Annotated in this window: 15 protein-coding genes; 7 read left to right on the top strand and 8 right to left on the bottom strand. The window is 63.0% G+C overall.

What is annotated here, in order from left to right; translation table 11 throughout:
* Positions 1–185 precede the first annotated feature (185 nt).
* Positions 186–974, bottom strand: coding sequence for an AraC family transcriptional regulator (locus AO064_RS08375; RefSeq protein ID WP_046034649.1), 789 nt, complete (start codon positions 972–974; stop codon positions 186–188).
* An 86-nt stretch (positions 975–1060) separates the two neighbouring features.
* On the opposite strand from AO064_RS08375, the gene AO064_RS08370 reads away from it, so the two are divergent.
* The 4 genes from AO064_RS08370 to aqpZ all read left to right on the top strand — a co-directional run bounded on the left by AO064_RS08370 (position 1061) and on the right by aqpZ (position 4626).
* The gene (locus AO064_RS08370) at positions 1061–2059 is read left to right on the top strand and encodes a bile acid:sodium symporter family protein (protein ID WP_012724877.1); all 999 of its coding nucleotides are present in this window, start codon (positions 1061–1063) and stop codon (positions 2057–2059) included.
* A gap of 86 nt (positions 2060–2145) precedes the next feature.
* Positions 2146–2508, top strand: coding sequence for a hypothetical protein (locus AO064_RS08365; RefSeq protein WP_064052994.1), 363 nt, complete (start codon positions 2146–2148; stop codon positions 2506–2508).
* 129 nt (positions 2509–2637) lie between these two features.
* Entirely contained in the window at positions 2638–3822 is a 1185-nt protein-coding gene (locus AO064_RS08360; RefSeq protein ID WP_012724875.1) for a sugar transporter, read from the top strand.
* 90 nt (positions 3823–3912) lie between these two features.
* The gene (gene aqpZ / locus AO064_RS08355; RefSeq protein WP_064052993.1) at positions 3913–4626 is read left to right on the top strand and encodes an aquaporin Z; all 714 of its coding nucleotides are present in this window, start codon (positions 3913–3915) and stop codon (positions 4624–4626) included.
* 44 nt (positions 4627–4670) lie between these two features.
* Here aqpZ and tal read toward each other — a convergent pair whose 3' ends face one another.
* The 7 genes from tal to AO064_RS08320 form a co-directional block, all read right to left on the bottom strand.
* Positions 4671–5594, bottom strand: coding sequence for a transaldolase (tal, locus tag AO064_RS08350; protein WP_064052992.1), 924 nt, complete (start codon positions 5592–5594; stop codon positions 4671–4673).
* A 21-nt stretch (positions 5595–5615) separates the two neighbouring features.
* A complete protein-coding gene (locus AO064_RS08345; RefSeq protein WP_012724872.1) occupies positions 5616–6569 on the bottom strand; it encodes a sugar-binding transcriptional regulator in 954 nt (317 codons plus the stop codon).
* A gap of 62 nt (positions 6570–6631) precedes the next feature.
* Complete coding sequence (locus tag AO064_RS08340; RefSeq protein WP_064052991.1) at positions 6632–7432, bottom strand: SDR family oxidoreductase; 801 nt, start codon at positions 7430–7432, stop codon at positions 6632–6634.
* A 17-nt stretch (positions 7433–7449) separates the two neighbouring features.
* Entirely contained in the window at positions 7450–8214 is a 765-nt protein-coding gene (locus AO064_RS08335) for an SDR family oxidoreductase (RefSeq protein WP_012724870.1), read from the bottom strand.
* A gap of 145 nt (positions 8215–8359) precedes the next feature.
* Entirely contained in the window at positions 8360–9871 is a 1512-nt protein-coding gene (locus AO064_RS08330) for a sugar ABC transporter ATP-binding protein (RefSeq protein ID WP_064052990.1), read from the bottom strand.
* Between the two features lie 15 nt (positions 9872–9886).
* On the bottom strand, positions 9887–10819 hold the full coding sequence (locus tag AO064_RS08325; protein ID WP_064052989.1) for a sugar ABC transporter substrate-binding protein: 933 nt from the start codon (positions 10817–10819) through the stop codon (positions 9887–9889).
* Positions 10820–10869: 50 nt separating this feature from the next.
* Positions 10870–11877 (bottom strand): ABC transporter permease, encoded by a 1008-nt coding sequence (locus AO064_RS08320; RefSeq protein WP_012724867.1) that lies wholly within the window; start codon positions 11875–11877, stop codon positions 10870–10872.
* A gap of 363 nt (positions 11878–12240) precedes the next feature.
* Here AO064_RS08320 and AO064_RS08315 point away from each other — a divergent pair, with 363 nt between their 5' ends.
* From AO064_RS08315 to AO064_RS08305, 3 genes are read left to right on the top strand one after another with little or no spacing between them, the layout of a single operon-like run.
* The gene (locus AO064_RS08315) at positions 12241–13077 is read left to right on the top strand and encodes a transketolase (RefSeq protein WP_012724866.1); all 837 of its coding nucleotides are present in this window, start codon (positions 12241–12243) and stop codon (positions 13075–13077) included.
* Positions 13067–13999: a transketolase family protein gene (locus AO064_RS08310; RefSeq protein WP_064052988.1), complete on the top strand. Its 933-nt coding sequence runs from the start codon at positions 13067–13069 to the stop codon at positions 13997–13999. Before AO064_RS08315 ends, AO064_RS08310 begins: the two co-directional genes overlap by 11 nt.
* Positions 14000–14004: 5 nt before the next feature.
* A complete protein-coding gene (locus AO064_RS08305; protein ID WP_064052987.1) occupies positions 14005–15480 on the top strand; it encodes an FGGY family carbohydrate kinase in 1476 nt (491 codons plus the stop codon).
* Positions 15481–15502 lie beyond the last annotated feature (22 nt).

The raw sequence follows: 15502 nt of genomic DNA, 5'->3' as shown, positions 1-15502 counted from the left end.
ATTCTGCCGATATCGCTGTCACTTCGAGGAGCATCGAACAATGGATGTTGAGTCATCCGAATGGGTGGCTGACGCGAACGCTCGATTCGCGCGCGCTGACAGTGACTGCCAAAGGGCGCAGGCGCCTGGCCAACGTTTTTGATATCCCGTGCGGTGACCGCGGCCAACGCCCTGTACGGGGATGATCAGCGGAAAAACTCACCGGGTGTGGCCTCGAACTGTTGCCGAAACGCATTGATAAACGCCGACGTCGATTCATACCCACACCCCAGCGCCACGTCCGTCACCCGCTCGCCTTGCTCCAGGGCGGGCAGGGCGCTCAACAACCGCAGGCGCTGGCGCCAGGCACGAAAGGTCAGCCCGGTATCACTCAAGAACAACCGGCTGAGTGTCTTCTCACTCACCCCCAGCTTCTGGCTCCATTGCCCCAACGTGGTCTGCTGCTCCGGGTGCAGGTTCAGGCTGCGATAGATCTGCCGCAAGCGCGGGTCCAGGGGCAAAGGCAACATCAAGTCGATTTGCGCCGCCGCCGCCAACTGATCCAGCAGCACCTGGGCCAAGCGCCCATCCGGGCCGTCCTCGGCATATGCCACCGGCACTGCGCTGAAGCTGCGGATCAACTCGCGCAGCAAACTGCTCACCTCCAACACATGGCAGCGCTGCGTCGCCCATGTGGTGACGCTGCAATCCAGGTACAGGCTGCGCATTTCGGTATGCGGCGAACTGAACACCCGGTGCGGCACTCCCGCCGGAATCCACACCGCGCGCTGGGGCGGCGCGACGAAGCGGCCGACGCTGGTCTGGATCTCCAGCACCCCGGAAATCGCGTAGGACAATTGCACCCACGGGTGGCTGTGCCGGCGGGTCAGCGCACGATTAGGCAAGGATTCAGTGCGCCCATACACCGGTCGTGGCAGGCTGGAAAGCCCGGGCACGCTGCGGCGGACGGTCTTGTCATGTCCTTTAGGCGGCATTTGTTGGCTCATTGGCGTTAGTCGGTAACAGGTCGTTACGTTAGAGTCGCGATGACGCTCTTGGCAACCCCCGGAAGATCCTGCTTATGACTCGCCCCCGTTTTCTGCCCGACAACTTCACCCTCACGCTGATCGCCACGGTGATCCTCGCCTCCCTGCTGCCCGCCAGCGGCCAGACCGCCGTGGCGTTCGGCTGGGTGACCAACCTGGCCATCGCGCTGCTGTTTTTCCTCCACGGCGCCAAGCTGTCGCGCCAGGCTATCGTCGCCGGCGCCGGCCACTGGCGCCTGCACCTGCTGGTGTTCAGCCTGACCTTTGTGCTCTTCCCGCTGCTGGGCCTGGCGCTCAAGCCGGTGTTGTCGCCGCTGATCGGCAAAGACCTGTACATGGGCATGCTCTACCTCTGCGCCTTGCCGGCCACGGTGCAATCGGCGATTGCCTTCACGTCGCTGGCGCGGGGCAATATCCCGGCGGCGATTTGCAGTGCGGCGGCGTCCAGCCTGTTCGGCATCTTCCTCACGCCGCTGCTGGTGACCCTGCTGCTCAACGTGCACGGCGAGGGTGGCTCGACCGTCGACGCGATCCTGAAAATCAGCGTGCAACTGCTGCTGCCGTTCATCGCCGGGCAGATCGCCCGCCGTTGGATCGGGGAGTGGGTGGGGCGCAATAAATCCTGGCTGAAGTTCGTCGACCAAGGCTCGATCCTGCTGGTGGTGTACGGCGCATTCAGCGAGGCGGTCAACGAAGGCATCTGGCACCAGATCCCGTTGTGGGAACTCGGCGGCCTGGTGGTCGCGTGCTGCGTGTTGCTGGCCTTGGTGCTGGTGGCCTCCACGGTGCTGGGCAAGGCTTTTGGTTTTAACCAGGAAGACCGCATCACCATTTTGTTCTGCGGTTCGAAGAAGAGCCTGGCCACTGGTGTGCCGATGGCCCAGGTGCTGTTCGCCGGGGCGACCATGGGGGTGCTGATCCTGCCATTGATGCTGTTTCACCAGATCCAGTTGATGGTCTGCGCGGCGTTGGCCCAGCGTTATGCCAAGCGACCGGAGAGCATTCCAGAGCTGATGGGGCAGGTGGATCCTTGATCAATGTCACAGCCGTTACCAAATAACCTCAAGTAAATGCTCGGCCAGACGACTTAGTGGGTAAGCGCCCAGTCAGGAGTGTCGCCATGAGCAGTAAAGGTATTTCGATGTTTACCAGCCTGCTGTGCCTATGGGCGGGGGTAAGCGATGCGGCGCAAACCGTGGGGCAGGGCACGATTGAATTCAGGGGCAGTATTGTCGAGCCAGGGTGTGCGACAAATGCGCGCAGCGGCTCCGTCGTGGAGTTGAAAGGCTGCGCCCAGGCCAACCTCGGCAGTCGCCTGGAGGTGCGCGAGATGGCGCCGGTCGCCAGTGTCAACGCAGCCCATGTGCGGCTGGTGGCGGACAGCGTCAGCGGGCGTTACTACGACCAGCAGTATGTGCTGGTGGATGGCGCCGGTAAGCGGATTCAGTCGGGTAACTACGTGATCACGCTGACGGTGCTTTGAGCCCTCGGGCGACGATCCGCATCAACAGCGGGGCCAGAAACCTATAGAATACTCGGCGGCGGCGCTGGTCCCGGGTAGCCGCTTGATCACCGCCCCCGCGTCATCAACGCCAGAGTACCGCGCCGTTCAATGAGCATTTCAGCCGCAACGCCCCAAGCCAATTGGCAACCGGTCATCGCTCTCGCGTTGGCCGCGTTTGTATTCAACACCACTGAATTCGTGCCCGTCGGGCTGCTCAGCGCCATCGGCGCCAGCTTCGACATGCCGGTGTCCAGCGTCGGGCTGATGCTCACCATCTACGCCTGGATCGTGTCCCTGACCTCGTTGCCGGTGATGCTGCTGACCCGTAACGTCGAACGGCGCAAGCTGCTGATCGTGTTGTTCTGCATGTTTATCGTCAGTCACATCCTCTCCAGCGTCGCCACCAGCTTTGGGCTGCTGATGGTCAGCCGTATCGGCATTGCCTTGTCCCACGCCTTGTTCTGGTCAATCACCGCGTCCCTGGCGGTACGCCTGGCGCCGGAAGGCAAGCAGGTGCAAGCCCTCGGCCTGTTGGCCACCGGCACCTCGCTGGCGATGGTCCTGGGTATTCCGCTCGGCCGCCTGCTGGGCGAAGCCATGGGCTGGCGCACCACCTTCCTGGTCATCGGCGCCTTTGCCGCCGCACTGGTGTTCTGGCTGGCGCGCACCTTGCCGCTGTTGCCGAGCCAGAACTCCGGTTCCCTGCGCAGCCTGCCGCTGCTGTTCAAGCGCCCGGCGCTGGTGGCGTTGTATGTGCTCACCGCCATGACCGTCACCGCGCAATTCACCGCCTACAGCTACATCGAACCCTTCGTCGAGGGGGTGGCCGGCATGAGCGGCAGCGCCGTGACCCTGATCCTGCTGGTGTTCGGCGGCGCAGGCATCATCGGCTCGTTGCTGTTCAGCCTGGTGCACCGCTTCAACCCCCACCTGTTCGTGGTCGGCGCCGTGTTTATCCTGGCCGCGTGCCTGGCGCTGATGCTGCCGTTGAGCGGCGCCGAGTCGTACCTGGTGACCCTGAGCATTTTCTGGGGCATGGCAATCATGGGCTTCGGCCTGGCCATGCAATCCAAGGTGCTGGTGCTGGCGCCGGATGCCACCGACGTGGCCATGGCGATGTTCTCCGGCATCTACAACATCGGCATCGGCGGCGGCGCCCTGATGGGCAGCTGGGTCGGCAGCCAGTTCGGCTTCGCCTGGATCGGTGCAGCGGGCGGTTTGCTGGCAGCGGTGGCGTTGATTGGGTATTGCCTGGCGATCAGGAAATTTGGCCAGGGCGTTGTAAACGGTTGATACAGGATAAGTCTTACACAACATTTTGATACCCATTGCTACCGTCGCCCGCGACCGCCCACTTCCCGTGGCGACGGCACTTGAACAGCAATGGAGTCGATTGTGCAAAAGCGTTTGACCGCAGAGTTTATCGGTACGTTCTGGCTGACGTTCGGCGGCTGTGGCAGCGCCATCTTGGCCGCTGCATTCCCGGGTTTGGGTATTGGTTTTGTCGGTGTTTCGCTAGCGTTTGGTCTCACTGTCCTGACCATGGCCTATGCGGTAGGCGGTATTTCCGGTGGGCATTTCAACCCGGCAGTGACCATTGGCCTGTGGGCGGGGCGGCGCATTGACGGCGCAGAGGTGTTGCCGTACATCGCGGCGCAGGTCTGCGGCGCAATAGTGGCCGCAGCGGCGTTGTACTTGATCGCCAACGGGCAGCCTGACTTCGCGGTGGGTGGTTTCGCCGCCAACGGTTACGGCCCATTGAGCCCTGGGCTCTTCGACGTGAAGGCCGCGTTGCTGGCCGAGCTGATCGCCACGTTTTTCTTCGTATTCATCATCATGCGCGTGACCGCACCGGGCGCGGTGCCGGGCTTTGCACCGATCGCCATCGGCCTGGCGCTGACCTTGATCCACTTGGTGCTGATCCCGGTGACCAATACGTCGGTGAACCCCGCTCGTAGCACCGGGCCGGCGTTGTTTGCCGGTGGGGAGTACATTGCGCAGCTTTGGATGTTCTGGCTGGCGCCGGTGGTGGGTGGGGTGATGGGCGCCTGGGCGGCGCGGTCGTTGGGTGACGGCGACAAACCAACGCCCGCCTGACGATCATCGGCGGGCGCTCGGGATTGACCGGGGCAGGGCGGGGCCTACAGTGCCGCGAGGACCGCCTCGAGTTTTTCCTGGTCGCGGGCAAACTGGCGAATGCCTTCAGCCAGTTTTTCGGTGGCCATCGCGTCTTCATTGGAACCCCAGCGAAACTGCGCTTCGGTGAGGGTCTGGCGCGACTCGCCGGCCGCCCCCGGATTCAATTGACGCTCCAGCAGGCCCTGGTCTTCATCGAGCTTTTGCAGCAGCTCGGGGCTGATGGTCAGGCGATCGCAGCCCGCCAGTTGCTCGATCTGGCTGAGGGTGCGGAAGCTGGCGCCCATGACCACGGTCTTGATGGCGTTGGCTTTGTAGTAGTTGTAGATCCGCGTCACGGACTGCACGCCTGGGTCTTCTGCGCCGGTGTAATCCAGACCGGTGTTCTTGCGGTACCAGTCATAGATGCGGCCTACGAACGGCGAAATCAGGAACACCCCGGCGTCGGCGCAGGCGGCGGCCTGGACGAACGAAAACAGCAGGGTCAGGTTGGTCTGGATGCCGGCCTTTTCCAGGCGTTCGGCGGTGCGGATGCCTTCCCAGGTGGAGGCCAGTTTGATCAGCACGCGGTCGCGGCCGACGCCGGCCTGGTCGTACAACGCGATCAACTGGTTGGCCTTGGCCCACAGCGCGTCTTCGTCGAAGGACAGCCGCGCATCGACTTCGGTGGAAATGCGCCCCGGAATCACGTTAAGAATGCCGCAGCCCACCGACACCGCAAAGCGATCACAGGCCAGGTCCACATCACCCTTGGACAGGCTCACCGCACTGCGCAGCAGCTCGGCGTAATCCGGGATGGCGGCGGCCTTGAGCAGCAGGGACGGGTTGGTGGTGGCATCCACCGGGCGCAGGCGGCTGATGGCTTCCAGGTCGCCGGTGTCGCAGACCACGGTGGTGAATTGCTTGAGTTGTTCGAGCTTGGACGTCATGAGCGGCGGTCTCCAAAAAAGTTATTGGTTAAGGGCCTGTGCGGTGTCCAGGTCGGTTATCAGGATGTCCAGGTAGCCGCCCGTGAGCGCGCCACGAATGGCCTGGACCTTGTTCAACCCACCGGCCAGGCCAAGCACACGGTGGATGGCGCGCAGCTTGGGCAGCGCCACTGACACGACGAATTCTTCATCTTCCTCCAGCACCGGTTTGCCCTGGGCATCGAAGTAGCGCAGGCAGATATCGCCCACCGCGCCGCGTTCGGCGAGCAGGCGCAGCATGTCCTCGGTGTAGTAGTTACCGCTGTTGCGCAGCAGTTGCGAGGGCTCCAGGTCGCCGATGCCGACAATCGCCAGGGTGATGCTGTCAAAGCGCTGCAGCACTTCCTTGACCTCTTCCATCTGAACGATGCGCTGCTTGCTCTGCACCGATTGCTCGATGCTCTGCGACGGCAGCAAAAACGCCGGGCAGTTGAGCAGGGTCGCCAGGCGCTGGGTGAGCAAGGTGGCTTCAAACGCACCCTTGTGGCCGACGCCGCCCAACAGTTGTACCACCTCCTGGGCGGCCTGTTTGCCGGGTTGCGCATGCAAGTGGCCAACCATGGCGCGAATGGTGCTGCTCCATGACGAAATACCGATATGGTCCTGGGGCGACAGGCTGGTTTCCAGGTAGTGGGCGGCAGCCGAACCGATGGCCTGCTTGATGCTCTCGTCATTGCCGGGCTCGGTGGCTTCCACCACGATCACCCGGCGCACGCCGTAGCGGCGCTGCAATTGGGTTTCCAGTTCCAGGTGCAGGCCTTGCAGGCGCATCACCGTGATCTTCACCACGCCTTCCTGCAGCGCCCGGCGCAGGGCACGGCTGATAAAGGATTGGGACAGGTCCAGTTGCGCGGAAATCTCGGACTGCTTGAGCCCTTCTTCGTAATAGAGGCTCGCGATCTTAGTGATCAGGCGCTGTTCTTCGATCTGGCTCATGAAGGCCTCAGGGCTCTTTATAGTAAAAGGCATGACACAATGGCCGTGAGGATACCAAACCCTTACGACATGATCAGGCCTCCGTCGATATTGATCGCCTGGCCGGTCAGGTACGCCGCATCGTCCGAGGCGAGAAACGCCACCAATCCCGCCACATCCGAGGGTTTGCCGGCGCGACGCAGAGGAATGTTCTTGACCCATTCGGCCATCAATTCACCCTTGCCGTAGCGTTTCTCGTCGGTGCTGAGGATCTCGCCCCATACCCGGTCGTTGTAGTCCCACATCTCGCTTTCGATGATGCCGGGGCAGAACGCATTCACCGTGATGTTATGCCGTGCCAACTCCAGTGCCAGGCTCTGGGTGATGCCGATCACGCCCATCTTGCTCGCGGCGTAGTGCGGCGTGTAGATGAACCCCTGGCGGCCCTGGCCGGAAGAGGTGTTGATCAGCCGGCCGCTGCCTTGCTTGACCATGTACTTGGCCGCCTCCCGGCAGCCGAGCCAGACGCCGGTGGTGTTCACCTGCAGCACCTTGTCGAAATCGGCGCGGGGCATCTTGTCGTAGTGGTCGATGGTGATGATGCCGGCGTTCTGCACCGACACGTCGATGCTGCCAAAGCGCGCGTGACCTTCGCGGTAGAGCTTTTCGATGTCGTCTTCACGGGTGACGTCGATGCCCAGGGCGAGGGTGTCTACCTTGTATTCCTGGGCCAGTTGGTCGGCGGTGAAGCTCACGCGCTCCAGGTCATTGGAGGCCATGACCAGGTTGGCGCCTTCCTGGGCGAAGCGCTCGGCAATGCCGGCGCCGATGCCCCGGCAGGCGCCGGTGATCACCACAGTTTTACCGCTGAATCGTTGCGACATGACAAGGGTTCCCATGGTTACCAGCACACAAAGCCGCCATCGACCAACAGGTCGACACCGGTGCAGAAAGACGAGGCCTGGCTGACCAGGAAAATCGCCGGGCCGACCATTTCTTCGACGCTGGCCATGCGGCCCATGGGCGTGGTCTGTTCAAAAATCTTCACCTGGTCGGCGACTTCCGGGCGCGAATTCATCGGCGTGGCGGTGTAGCCAGGGCTGATGCAATTAACCCGCAAGCCCTTGTCGGCCCATTCCATCGCCAGGCTTTTGCTCAGGTGAATCACGCCGGCCTTGGAGGTGTTGTAGTGCGCTTGAAGCAAGCCACGGTTGACGATGCTGCCGGACATTGAGGCGATATTGACGATGGCGCCTTTGCCTCGGGGCAACATCACCGCCGCCTGGGCCTGGCAACTGAGGAAGATGCCGGTGAGGTTGATGTCCAGGGTGGTTTGCCAGCGTTGCAGTTCGAGGTCTTCGGCGGCCTGGGCATTGGCGATGCCGGCGCAGTTGACCGCGACGCTCAATGCGCCGAGTTCGGATTCGGTGCGCGCGACCGCGGCATCCAGTGCGGCGCGTTCGGTGACGGTGCCGCTCAAGGCCAGGGCGCGACGGCCGAGGGCTTGGATGCGTTCGACGGTGCTGGCGATGCCGGGGCTGCCTGGTAGATCGAAGCAGGCGACATCGGCGCCGGCTTCGGCGAGCCCGACGGCAATCGCCTGGCCAATGCCGCTGCCGGCGCCGGTGACAAAGGCCACTTGGCCCTGAAGACTGAAAAGTTGCATGAATAACTCCATTCTTGAAATCACAGTGGATCCCCTGTGGGAGGGGGCTTGCTCCCGATAGCGGTGTATCAGTCATACTTTTTCAACTGAACCACCGCCATCGGGAGCAAGCCCCCTCCCACATTGGATCTTCATTGTTTGTGGGTTATGCAGTAGCCATTTCCATCACCGACACCGGGGTGGCCTCGCCACGCTCCAGAATCCCCATCTGCCGCCCCCGGCTCATCACCATCACCCGATGGGACAGGCCGAGCACTTCATCCAGATCGGAACTGACCACGATCACCGCCATGCCCTTGGCCGCCAGGTCCGCGATCACTTCATAGATCGCCGCCCGTGCGCCCACGTCGATGCCGCGTGTCGGCTCGTCAAGGATGAACACCTTGGGATTGCGCGCCAGCCATTTGGCAATGATCACCTTCTGCTGGTTACCGCCCGACAAGCTGGAAATTCGCGACTGCGGCGCACCTTTCACCCCCAGCCGCGCCACCGCCGTGCGGGCGAATTCGCGCAGCGGGGCAGGGAACACCCAGCCGCGTTTATCCAGCAGGTCGGTGTTGCCGTAGATCAGGTTGTCTTCGATGCGATGTTCCACCACCACGCCTTGCTGCTTGCGGTCTTCGGGCACCAGCACCACGCCGGCCTGGATCGCCTCAAAGGGCGAGCGCAAGTGGCGCACTTCGCCATCCAGCACTAAATGTCCTTGGATGTCCTGGGCCGCCCCGGCAATGGTGCGGACCAGTTCGGTGCGCCCGGCGCCCACCACACCGGCAATGCCGAACACTTCACCGGCACGCACGCTGAAGTCGATGCCGTGCAAGGCGAATTCGCGGCAACTCAAATCCTTGACCTGCAACATCACCTGCTCTTGTGGCGCTTGCAGGGCAGGGAAAATCCGCTCCAGGCTGCGCCCGACCATCTGCTCCACCAGTTCGCGCACCGGCACTTGCGCCGTGGCGTGCAAGGCGATCTGGCGACCGTCGCGCAGCACCAGCACGCGGTCGGCGATGCGCGCGATTTCTTCCAGGCGGTGGCTGATATAGATAAACGACACGCCTTCGGCCTTGAGCCGTTCCACCTGCTTGAACAGCAACTCGGTTTCTTCCCCGCCCAAGGCAGCGGTGGGTTCGTCGAGAATCAACAGGCTGGCCTTGAGGGTCAGCGCCTTGGCGATTTCAACCAATTGCTGGGCCGCCACGCTCAGGCCTTCGACCTTGCGCGACGCCGGCACCTTGAGCCCCAGGCGCTCCAACTGGATCTGCGCCTGGGTCTCCATGTACTCGCGGTCCACCCGCCCGTGACGCATGGGCAGGCGGCCGACGAAGATGTTCTCGGCGATCGACAATTGCGGCAGCAGGCGGATTTCCTGGTGGATCAGGCCGATCCCTGCGCCCAGTGCCGCACCCGGTGAAGCCGGTGCGTAAGGCGCGCCAAGCCAGGTCATGCTGCCCCCGGCTTCAGGCTGTACCAGCCCGGCGATGATCGACGACAAGGTCGACTTGCCCGCACCGTTCTCGCCGAGCAGGGCCAACACTTCGCCGGGGCGAATGTCCACGTTGACCTGCGACAGTACCTGCACCGGCCCGTAGGCCTTGCTGATATTGCGCAGGCACAGCACCGCGTCGGCGCGGTCGGTGTCCAGGGCTGCTGCTTGCATGACGACCTCCAAGGCTTACGGGTGCTGTTGCAGGAACGGCGCGACGTTTTCTTTGGTGGTCAGCACAGTCGGCAATAGTTGTTCCTTAGGCACGTCTTTACCGGCTTTGAGGTCGATGGCGGACGCCACGGCCAGACGCCCCATTTTCTGGGTCTGCTGGGTCATGGTCGCGTTCAGCACACCGCTTTGCACCGCCTTGAGCCCGGCCACATCGCCGTCGAAACCGACCACCACCACCTTGTGATCGAGGTTGCCGACCTTCACCGCCTGGGCGGCGCCCAAGGCCATGGCATCGGCACGGCCAAAGAACACCGTGATGTTCGGGTCACGCTGGAGCAGGTCCTGGGCCACGGCGAAGCCTTTGTCCTGGGCCCATTCGGCGGGTTGCTGGGCGACGACTTTAAGGTCCGGGAAGGCTTTCAAGCCCTCTTCGAAACCCTTGGCGCGATCATTCTCGGGGGTGGTGCCGAGCTGGCCTTGCAGGATCGCGATGCGGCCCTTGCCGTCGGTGAGCTTGCCGACGTATTCGGCCAGGGTCTTGGCACCGGCCACGCTGTCGCTGGCGATGAAGGTATCGCCCGGTGCATCGGGGGCGTTGCGGTCGACGGCGATCACCGGGATCCCGGCGGCCTTGGCGGCTTTCACCGGCACACCGGCGGCGGTGGCGCCGGCCGGAATGTAGATCAGCACATCGATCTGGCGGGTGATCAGGTCTTCAATCTGGCTGACCTGGGTGGAGGAGTTGCCCTGGGCATCCACGGTGATCACCTTGATGCCCTTGGCCTTGCCCTCGGCTTCCACCGATTGCTTGATCTGGTTGAAGAAGTCGGCCTGCAGGTTGGCCACGGCGAGGCCGATGGTCAGGTCCTTGGCCCAGGTGGTGCCGGCAGCGGTGAGGGTGGCAGCCGCGAGGGCGGTGGCCAACAGCAGTTTCTTGGGGCTGAACATGTCGGTGACTCCTGGTTTTATTGTTGGAGGGTGTCAACTGTCGAACAGGTTTAACGGGCAGTGCTGGAGCGGCGTCGCAGGGTATCGATGGTGACGGCGAGGGCGATGACCACGCCTATCACCACTTGTTGAATAAAGGGCGAAACACCGAGCAGGTTCAGACCATTGCGCAACACGCCAATGATCAGCACACCGACCAGGGTGCCGCCGATGCTGCCGACGCCGCCGCTGAGGCTGGCGCCGCCAATCACCACGGCGGCGATGGCGTCCAGTTCCAGGCTCAGCCCGGCGCTGGGTTGCGAAGAGTCCAGGCGTGCCGCCAGGGTCACGGCGGCGATACCGGCCAGCGCACCGCTGATGGCGTACACCCACAGGGTGATCGCGCGCACCTTGATGCCGGACAGGCGTGCCACTTCCGGGCTGCCGCCCATGGCATACAGGTTACGGCCGCCGGCGCGAAAGCGCAGGAACACCCAGGCCACCACCAGCATCACCAGGAACAGCCCGACGGTTGCCGACAGAAACCCAAAGTGACGCACCGTGGCCAGGCTGGTGAACCAGTCCGGGTAGCCGACAATCTGCCGGCCTTCGGTGAGGATGTTCGCCAGGCCACGCGCCACCGACATCATGGTTAGCGTGGCAATGAAGGGGGGCAGCTTGGCGTAGGTGATCAAGCCGCCGGACACCAGCCCCGCAAGCATGCCGCTGGCAATCGAGATGGGAATCGCAAAGCCCAGCGGCACCGCCTGATCCTGGTAAAGCCAACCGAGCATCATCATCGAGAAGGCCAGCACCGACCCCACCGACAGGTCGATGCCGCCGATCACGATCACGGCGGTCATGCCGATCGCGAGGATGCCCAGCACCGTGACCTGATCAAGAATGTTCAGGCCATTGCGCAGCGAGAAGAAGAATTCGGAACTGAAGGAGAAGACCAGCACCAGCAGCACCAGGCCGATCAGCGGGCCGCCGATATTGCTGGGGAGCAGTTTCACCAACCGTGGGCGGTGGGGCGGCTTGAGTTCGGCCGGGTGCTGGACAATAGCTTTGGCGTCCACAGTGTTCTCCTGATTTATTTTTTTTGGAGTGCTTTCAAGCGCTTTGAATATTTATGCGTGCTTGACTGTTAATTCAGATTCCAGTGACACCGTGTCAAAGTCAAGCGCTTAATTTTTCCAATATGCCTCTAGGTCGCCACTTTCACCCCGCGCAAAGCCACGGGATAGATAAGCGCGCGTAGGATTTTGGCCGTTTGTCCGAGGGGTATTTCCAGTTTTTATTTCATTTTTCCACCGGTCATTCACTTGACCTGCTGAACGTTCGGCGTCTAAATAGAAATATATTGTCATTGCTGAATAAATATTCAAACACAGCTTTGCACACGTTCACCCCCGCGTGGTCAGCCTCAAAGGAGCCGCTGCATGAATGCCTTCCAGTACGACGCCCACCAGATCAAAGAACAGGCCCGCCTGATCCGGCGCCATGTGATCCGCCTGAATGCCGACTCACCGGCCGGCGGCCACACCGGGGCCGACCTTTCGGAAACCGATATCCTCGCCACCCTGTATTTCCGCATTCTCAATACCGGGCCGGAGCGTATCGAAGACCCTGAGCGCGATATCTATATCCAGAGCAAGGGCCACGGTGTCGGCGGCTTGTACTGCTGCCTGGCGCAGGCGGGCTACATTCCCGTGGACTGGCTGCCCACCTACCAACACTTCAACTCCCACCTGCCGGGCCACCCGGTGCGGCAGAAAACCCCCGGCATCGAACTGAACACCGGTGCCCTCGGCCACGGCTTGCCGGTGGCGGTAGGGCTGGCGTTGGCGGCGAAGATGTCCGGCAGCAAAAAACGCATCTACGTGCTGACCGGCGACGGTGAACTGGCCGAAGGCTCCAACTGGGAAGCGGCGATGGCTGCCGCCAAGTACGGCCTGGATAACCTGTTCGTGATCGTCGACAAGAACAAGTTGCAACTGGCGGGGTTGACGGCCGAGATCATGCCCCTCGACCCGCTGGACGTGAAATGGGCGGCCTTCGGCTTCCGTGTCAGCGAGTGCGACGGCAACGACGTGGGCCAGTTGATCGAAGCCTTGGAAAGCATGCAGGCCAAGACCGGCGTGCCCCAGGTGCTGATCGCGCACACCATCAAAGGCAAGGGCGTGTCGTTTATCGAAGCCCGTCCCGAATGGCACCACCGCGTGCCCAAGGGTGATGAAATCAACGCGGCACTGGAGGAGTTGAGTCATGGCGAGTGAACATCTGGCGAGCGTCATGGTGGAGGCCTTTATTGCCGCCGTCGATGCCGGACTGGACGTGGTGCCGGTGGTCAGCGACTCCACCTCCACGGCCAAGATCGGCCCGTTTGCGCAGCGTTTTCCCGAGCGGTTGATCAATGTCGGCATTGCCGAGCAGTCGCTGGTCAGCGTCGCCGCCGGCCTGGCCCTGGGCGGCAAGATCGCCGCGACCTGCAACGCGGCGCCGTTCCTGATTTCGCGCGCCAACGAGCAGATCAAAGTCGACGTTTGCTACAACCAGGCCAACGTCAAAATGTTCGGCCTGAATGCCGGCGCCAGTTATGGCCCGTTGGCCAGCACGCACCACAGCCTCGACGATATCTCGGTGATGCGTGGCTTTGGCAATGTGCAGATTTTCGCACCGGCCGACGCGATTGAATGCCGGCAGATCGTCGACTATGCGCTGCGCTACCACGGCCCGGTGTATATCCGTCTCGACGGCAAGGCCTTGCCGGATGTGCATACGGGCGACTATCAATTCGTGCCGGGGCAGGTGGATATCCTGCGCCAGGGCGCGGACGTGAGCATCGTCGCCTTGGGCTCGGTGGTGCATGAAGCGGTGGACGCGGCACGGGTTCTCGCGGAGCAGGGCATCCAGGTGCAGGTGATCAACCTGTCGTCGATCCGGCCGTTGCAGCGTGACGTCTTGCTTAGCGCCCTGAGTGGCACGCGGGCGGTCATCACCGTCGAGGAACACAATATCAACGGTGGCGTCGGCAGCCTGGTCGCCGAAGTGCTGGCCGAAGCCGGGCTTGGAATTGCCCTGGTGCGCCTGGGTATTGGTGATGGCGAATATGCCGCCGCCGGCGCCCGCGAACCGACCCGCGCCTTGCATAACATCGACGCGGCTGGGATTGTGGCGGCTGCCACTCGGTTGCGGTGAAGGCGATGACGAATAACACTCCGCTGATCCTGGCGATAGATGAAGGCACCAGCAACGCCAAGGCGGTGCTGGTCAACGAACGCGGGCAGGTGATTGCACGGGGCTCGCGGCCGCTGAGCATCACCCATCCGCAGCCGGGGTTTTCCGAGCAGGACCCGCTGCTGATCTGGTACAGCACCCTGGCCGCCATCGAAGAATGCCTGGCCCAAGTGGACCGGCCGATCACCGCGCTGGCGATCAGCAACCAGCGTGAATCGGTGGTGGCCTGGGACCGGCATACCGGCGAAGTGCTGTCGCCGTGCATCAGTTGGCAATGCCGACGCTCCACCGCGTTGTGTGCCCAGTTGCATGAGCAGGGGCATGAGGCACTGATTCTGGACAAAACCGGCTTGGCGTTGGACCCGATGTTCTCGGCAGGCAAGTTCCGCTGGATTCTCGACCACCTTGAGGATGGCCACGCACGCGCCGCCGCCGGCGATATCTGCCTGGGCACGGTGGACAGCTGGCTGCTGTGGAAGCTCAGCGGCGGTCAGGTGTTCGCCACCGACTACTCCAACGCGGCGCGCACTCAACTGTTCAACCTGCACACCTGTGCCTGGGACCCGGTGCTGTTGGACCTGTTCCAGATTCCGCTGGCCGCATTGGCGCCCATCCAGCCGAGCGCCGGCTTTTTTGCGGAAACCGTCGCGGCGGGTGGTTTGCCCGCCGGCATCCCGGTGATGTCGATGATCGGTGACTCCCACGCAGCGCTGTACGGGCAGGGCGGTTTCGCGCCGGGGCTGGTGAAAGCGACGCTCGGCACCGGCTCGTCGTTGATGACGCCCATGGGCGGCCCGATTGCCTCGACGCACGGGCTGTCCACCACCCTGGCCTGGCATGACGGCGGCCAACCGACGTTCGGCATGGAAGGCAACATCGTCCACACCGGCGCCGCCGTGCAGTGGGCTTCGCGCCTGGTGGCGGGGGAATCCCTGGATGTGCTCACCGAGCAGGCCGCGCAACTACCCGACAACGGTGGCGTGTATTTTGTGCCGGCGCTGTCCGGGCTGGGCGCGCCACACTGGCAGGCGGATGCACGTGGCTTGATCTGCGGGCTGACCGAGGCCACTTCCGGCGCGCATATCCTGCGGGCGTCGCTGGAGTCGATTGGGTATCAGATCCGGGATGTCTTCGAGGCCATGCAGCAGGACATCGGCAGCCCGTTGAAGGAGCTGTGGGTGGACGGCGGCGCGACGCGCAACCGTTGGTTGATGCAGTTTTTGGCTAACCTGTTGCAACGCCCGGTGGTGCGCAGCCTGTCGCCGGAGGTCTCGGCGCTGGGCGCGGCGCACCTGGCGGGGCGGGCGTTGGGGGTGTGGGTGAGTGATGAAGCGCTGGGCGCGCTGGAGCGGCAGCGGGAGCGGTTTGAGCCGCAGGATGATTGCGCGATGGCGGGGCGTTATTCAGCGTGGAAAAAGGCACTGGCTCGGACACTGTTGTGACGTGTAGGTGCTTGCTCCCGCT

The sequence above is a fragment of the Pseudomonas marginalis genome (assembly GCF_001645105.1).
GTDB lineage: Bacteria > Pseudomonadota > Gammaproteobacteria > Pseudomonadales > Pseudomonadaceae > Aquipseudomonas > Aquipseudomonas petroselini.
This window is presented reverse-complemented; position numbering and strand designations above follow the sequence as displayed.

Bases quoted from the DNA above. Each gene is read 5' to 3' on its own strand.
- AO064_RS08375 (WP_046034649.1), bottom strand. From the start codon at position 974: ATGCCGCCTAAAGGACATGACAAGACCGTCCGCCGCAGCGTGCCCGGG.
- AO064_RS08370 (WP_012724877.1), top strand. From the start codon at position 1,061: ATGACTCGCCCCCGTTTTCTGCCCGACAACTTCACCCTCACGCTGATC.
- AO064_RS08365 (WP_064052994.1), top strand. From the start codon at position 2,146: ATGAGCAGTAAAGGTATTTCGATGTTTACCAGCCTGCTGTGCCTATGG.
- AO064_RS08360 (WP_012724875.1), top strand. From the start codon at position 2,638: ATGAGCATTTCAGCCGCAACGCCCCAAGCCAATTGGCAACCGGTCATC.
- aqpZ (WP_064052993.1), top strand. From the start codon at position 3,913: ATGGAGTCGATTGTGCAAAAGCGTTTGACCGCAGAGTTTATCGGTACG.
- tal (WP_064052992.1), bottom strand. From the start codon at position 5,594: ATGACGTCCAAGCTCGAACAACTCAAGCAATTCACCACCGTGGTCTGC.
- AO064_RS08345 (WP_012724872.1), bottom strand. From the start codon at position 6,569: ATGAGCCAGATCGAAGAACAGCGCCTGATCACTAAGATCGCGAGCCTC.
- AO064_RS08340 (WP_064052991.1), bottom strand. From the start codon at position 7,432: ATGTCGCAACGATTCAGCGGTAAAACTGTGGTGATCACCGGCGCCTGC.
- AO064_RS08335 (WP_012724870.1), bottom strand. From the start codon at position 8,214: ATGCAACTTTTCAGTCTTCAGGGCCAAGTGGCCTTTGTCACCGGCGCC.
- AO064_RS08330 (WP_064052990.1), bottom strand. From the start codon at position 9,871: ATGCAAGCAGCAGCCCTGGACACCGACCGCGCCGACGCGGTGCTGTGC.
- AO064_RS08325 (WP_064052989.1), bottom strand. From the start codon at position 10,819: ATGTTCAGCCCCAAGAAACTGCTGTTGGCCACCGCCCTCGCGGCTGCC.
- AO064_RS08315 (WP_012724866.1), top strand. From the start codon at position 12,241: ATGAATGCCTTCCAGTACGACGCCCACCAGATCAAAGAACAGGCCCGC.
- AO064_RS08310 (WP_064052988.1), top strand. From the start codon at position 13,067: ATGGCGAGTGAACATCTGGCGAGCGTCATGGTGGAGGCCTTTATTGCC.
- AO064_RS08305 (WP_064052987.1), top strand. From the start codon at position 14,005: ATGACGAATAACACTCCGCTGATCCTGGCGATAGATGAAGGCACCAGC.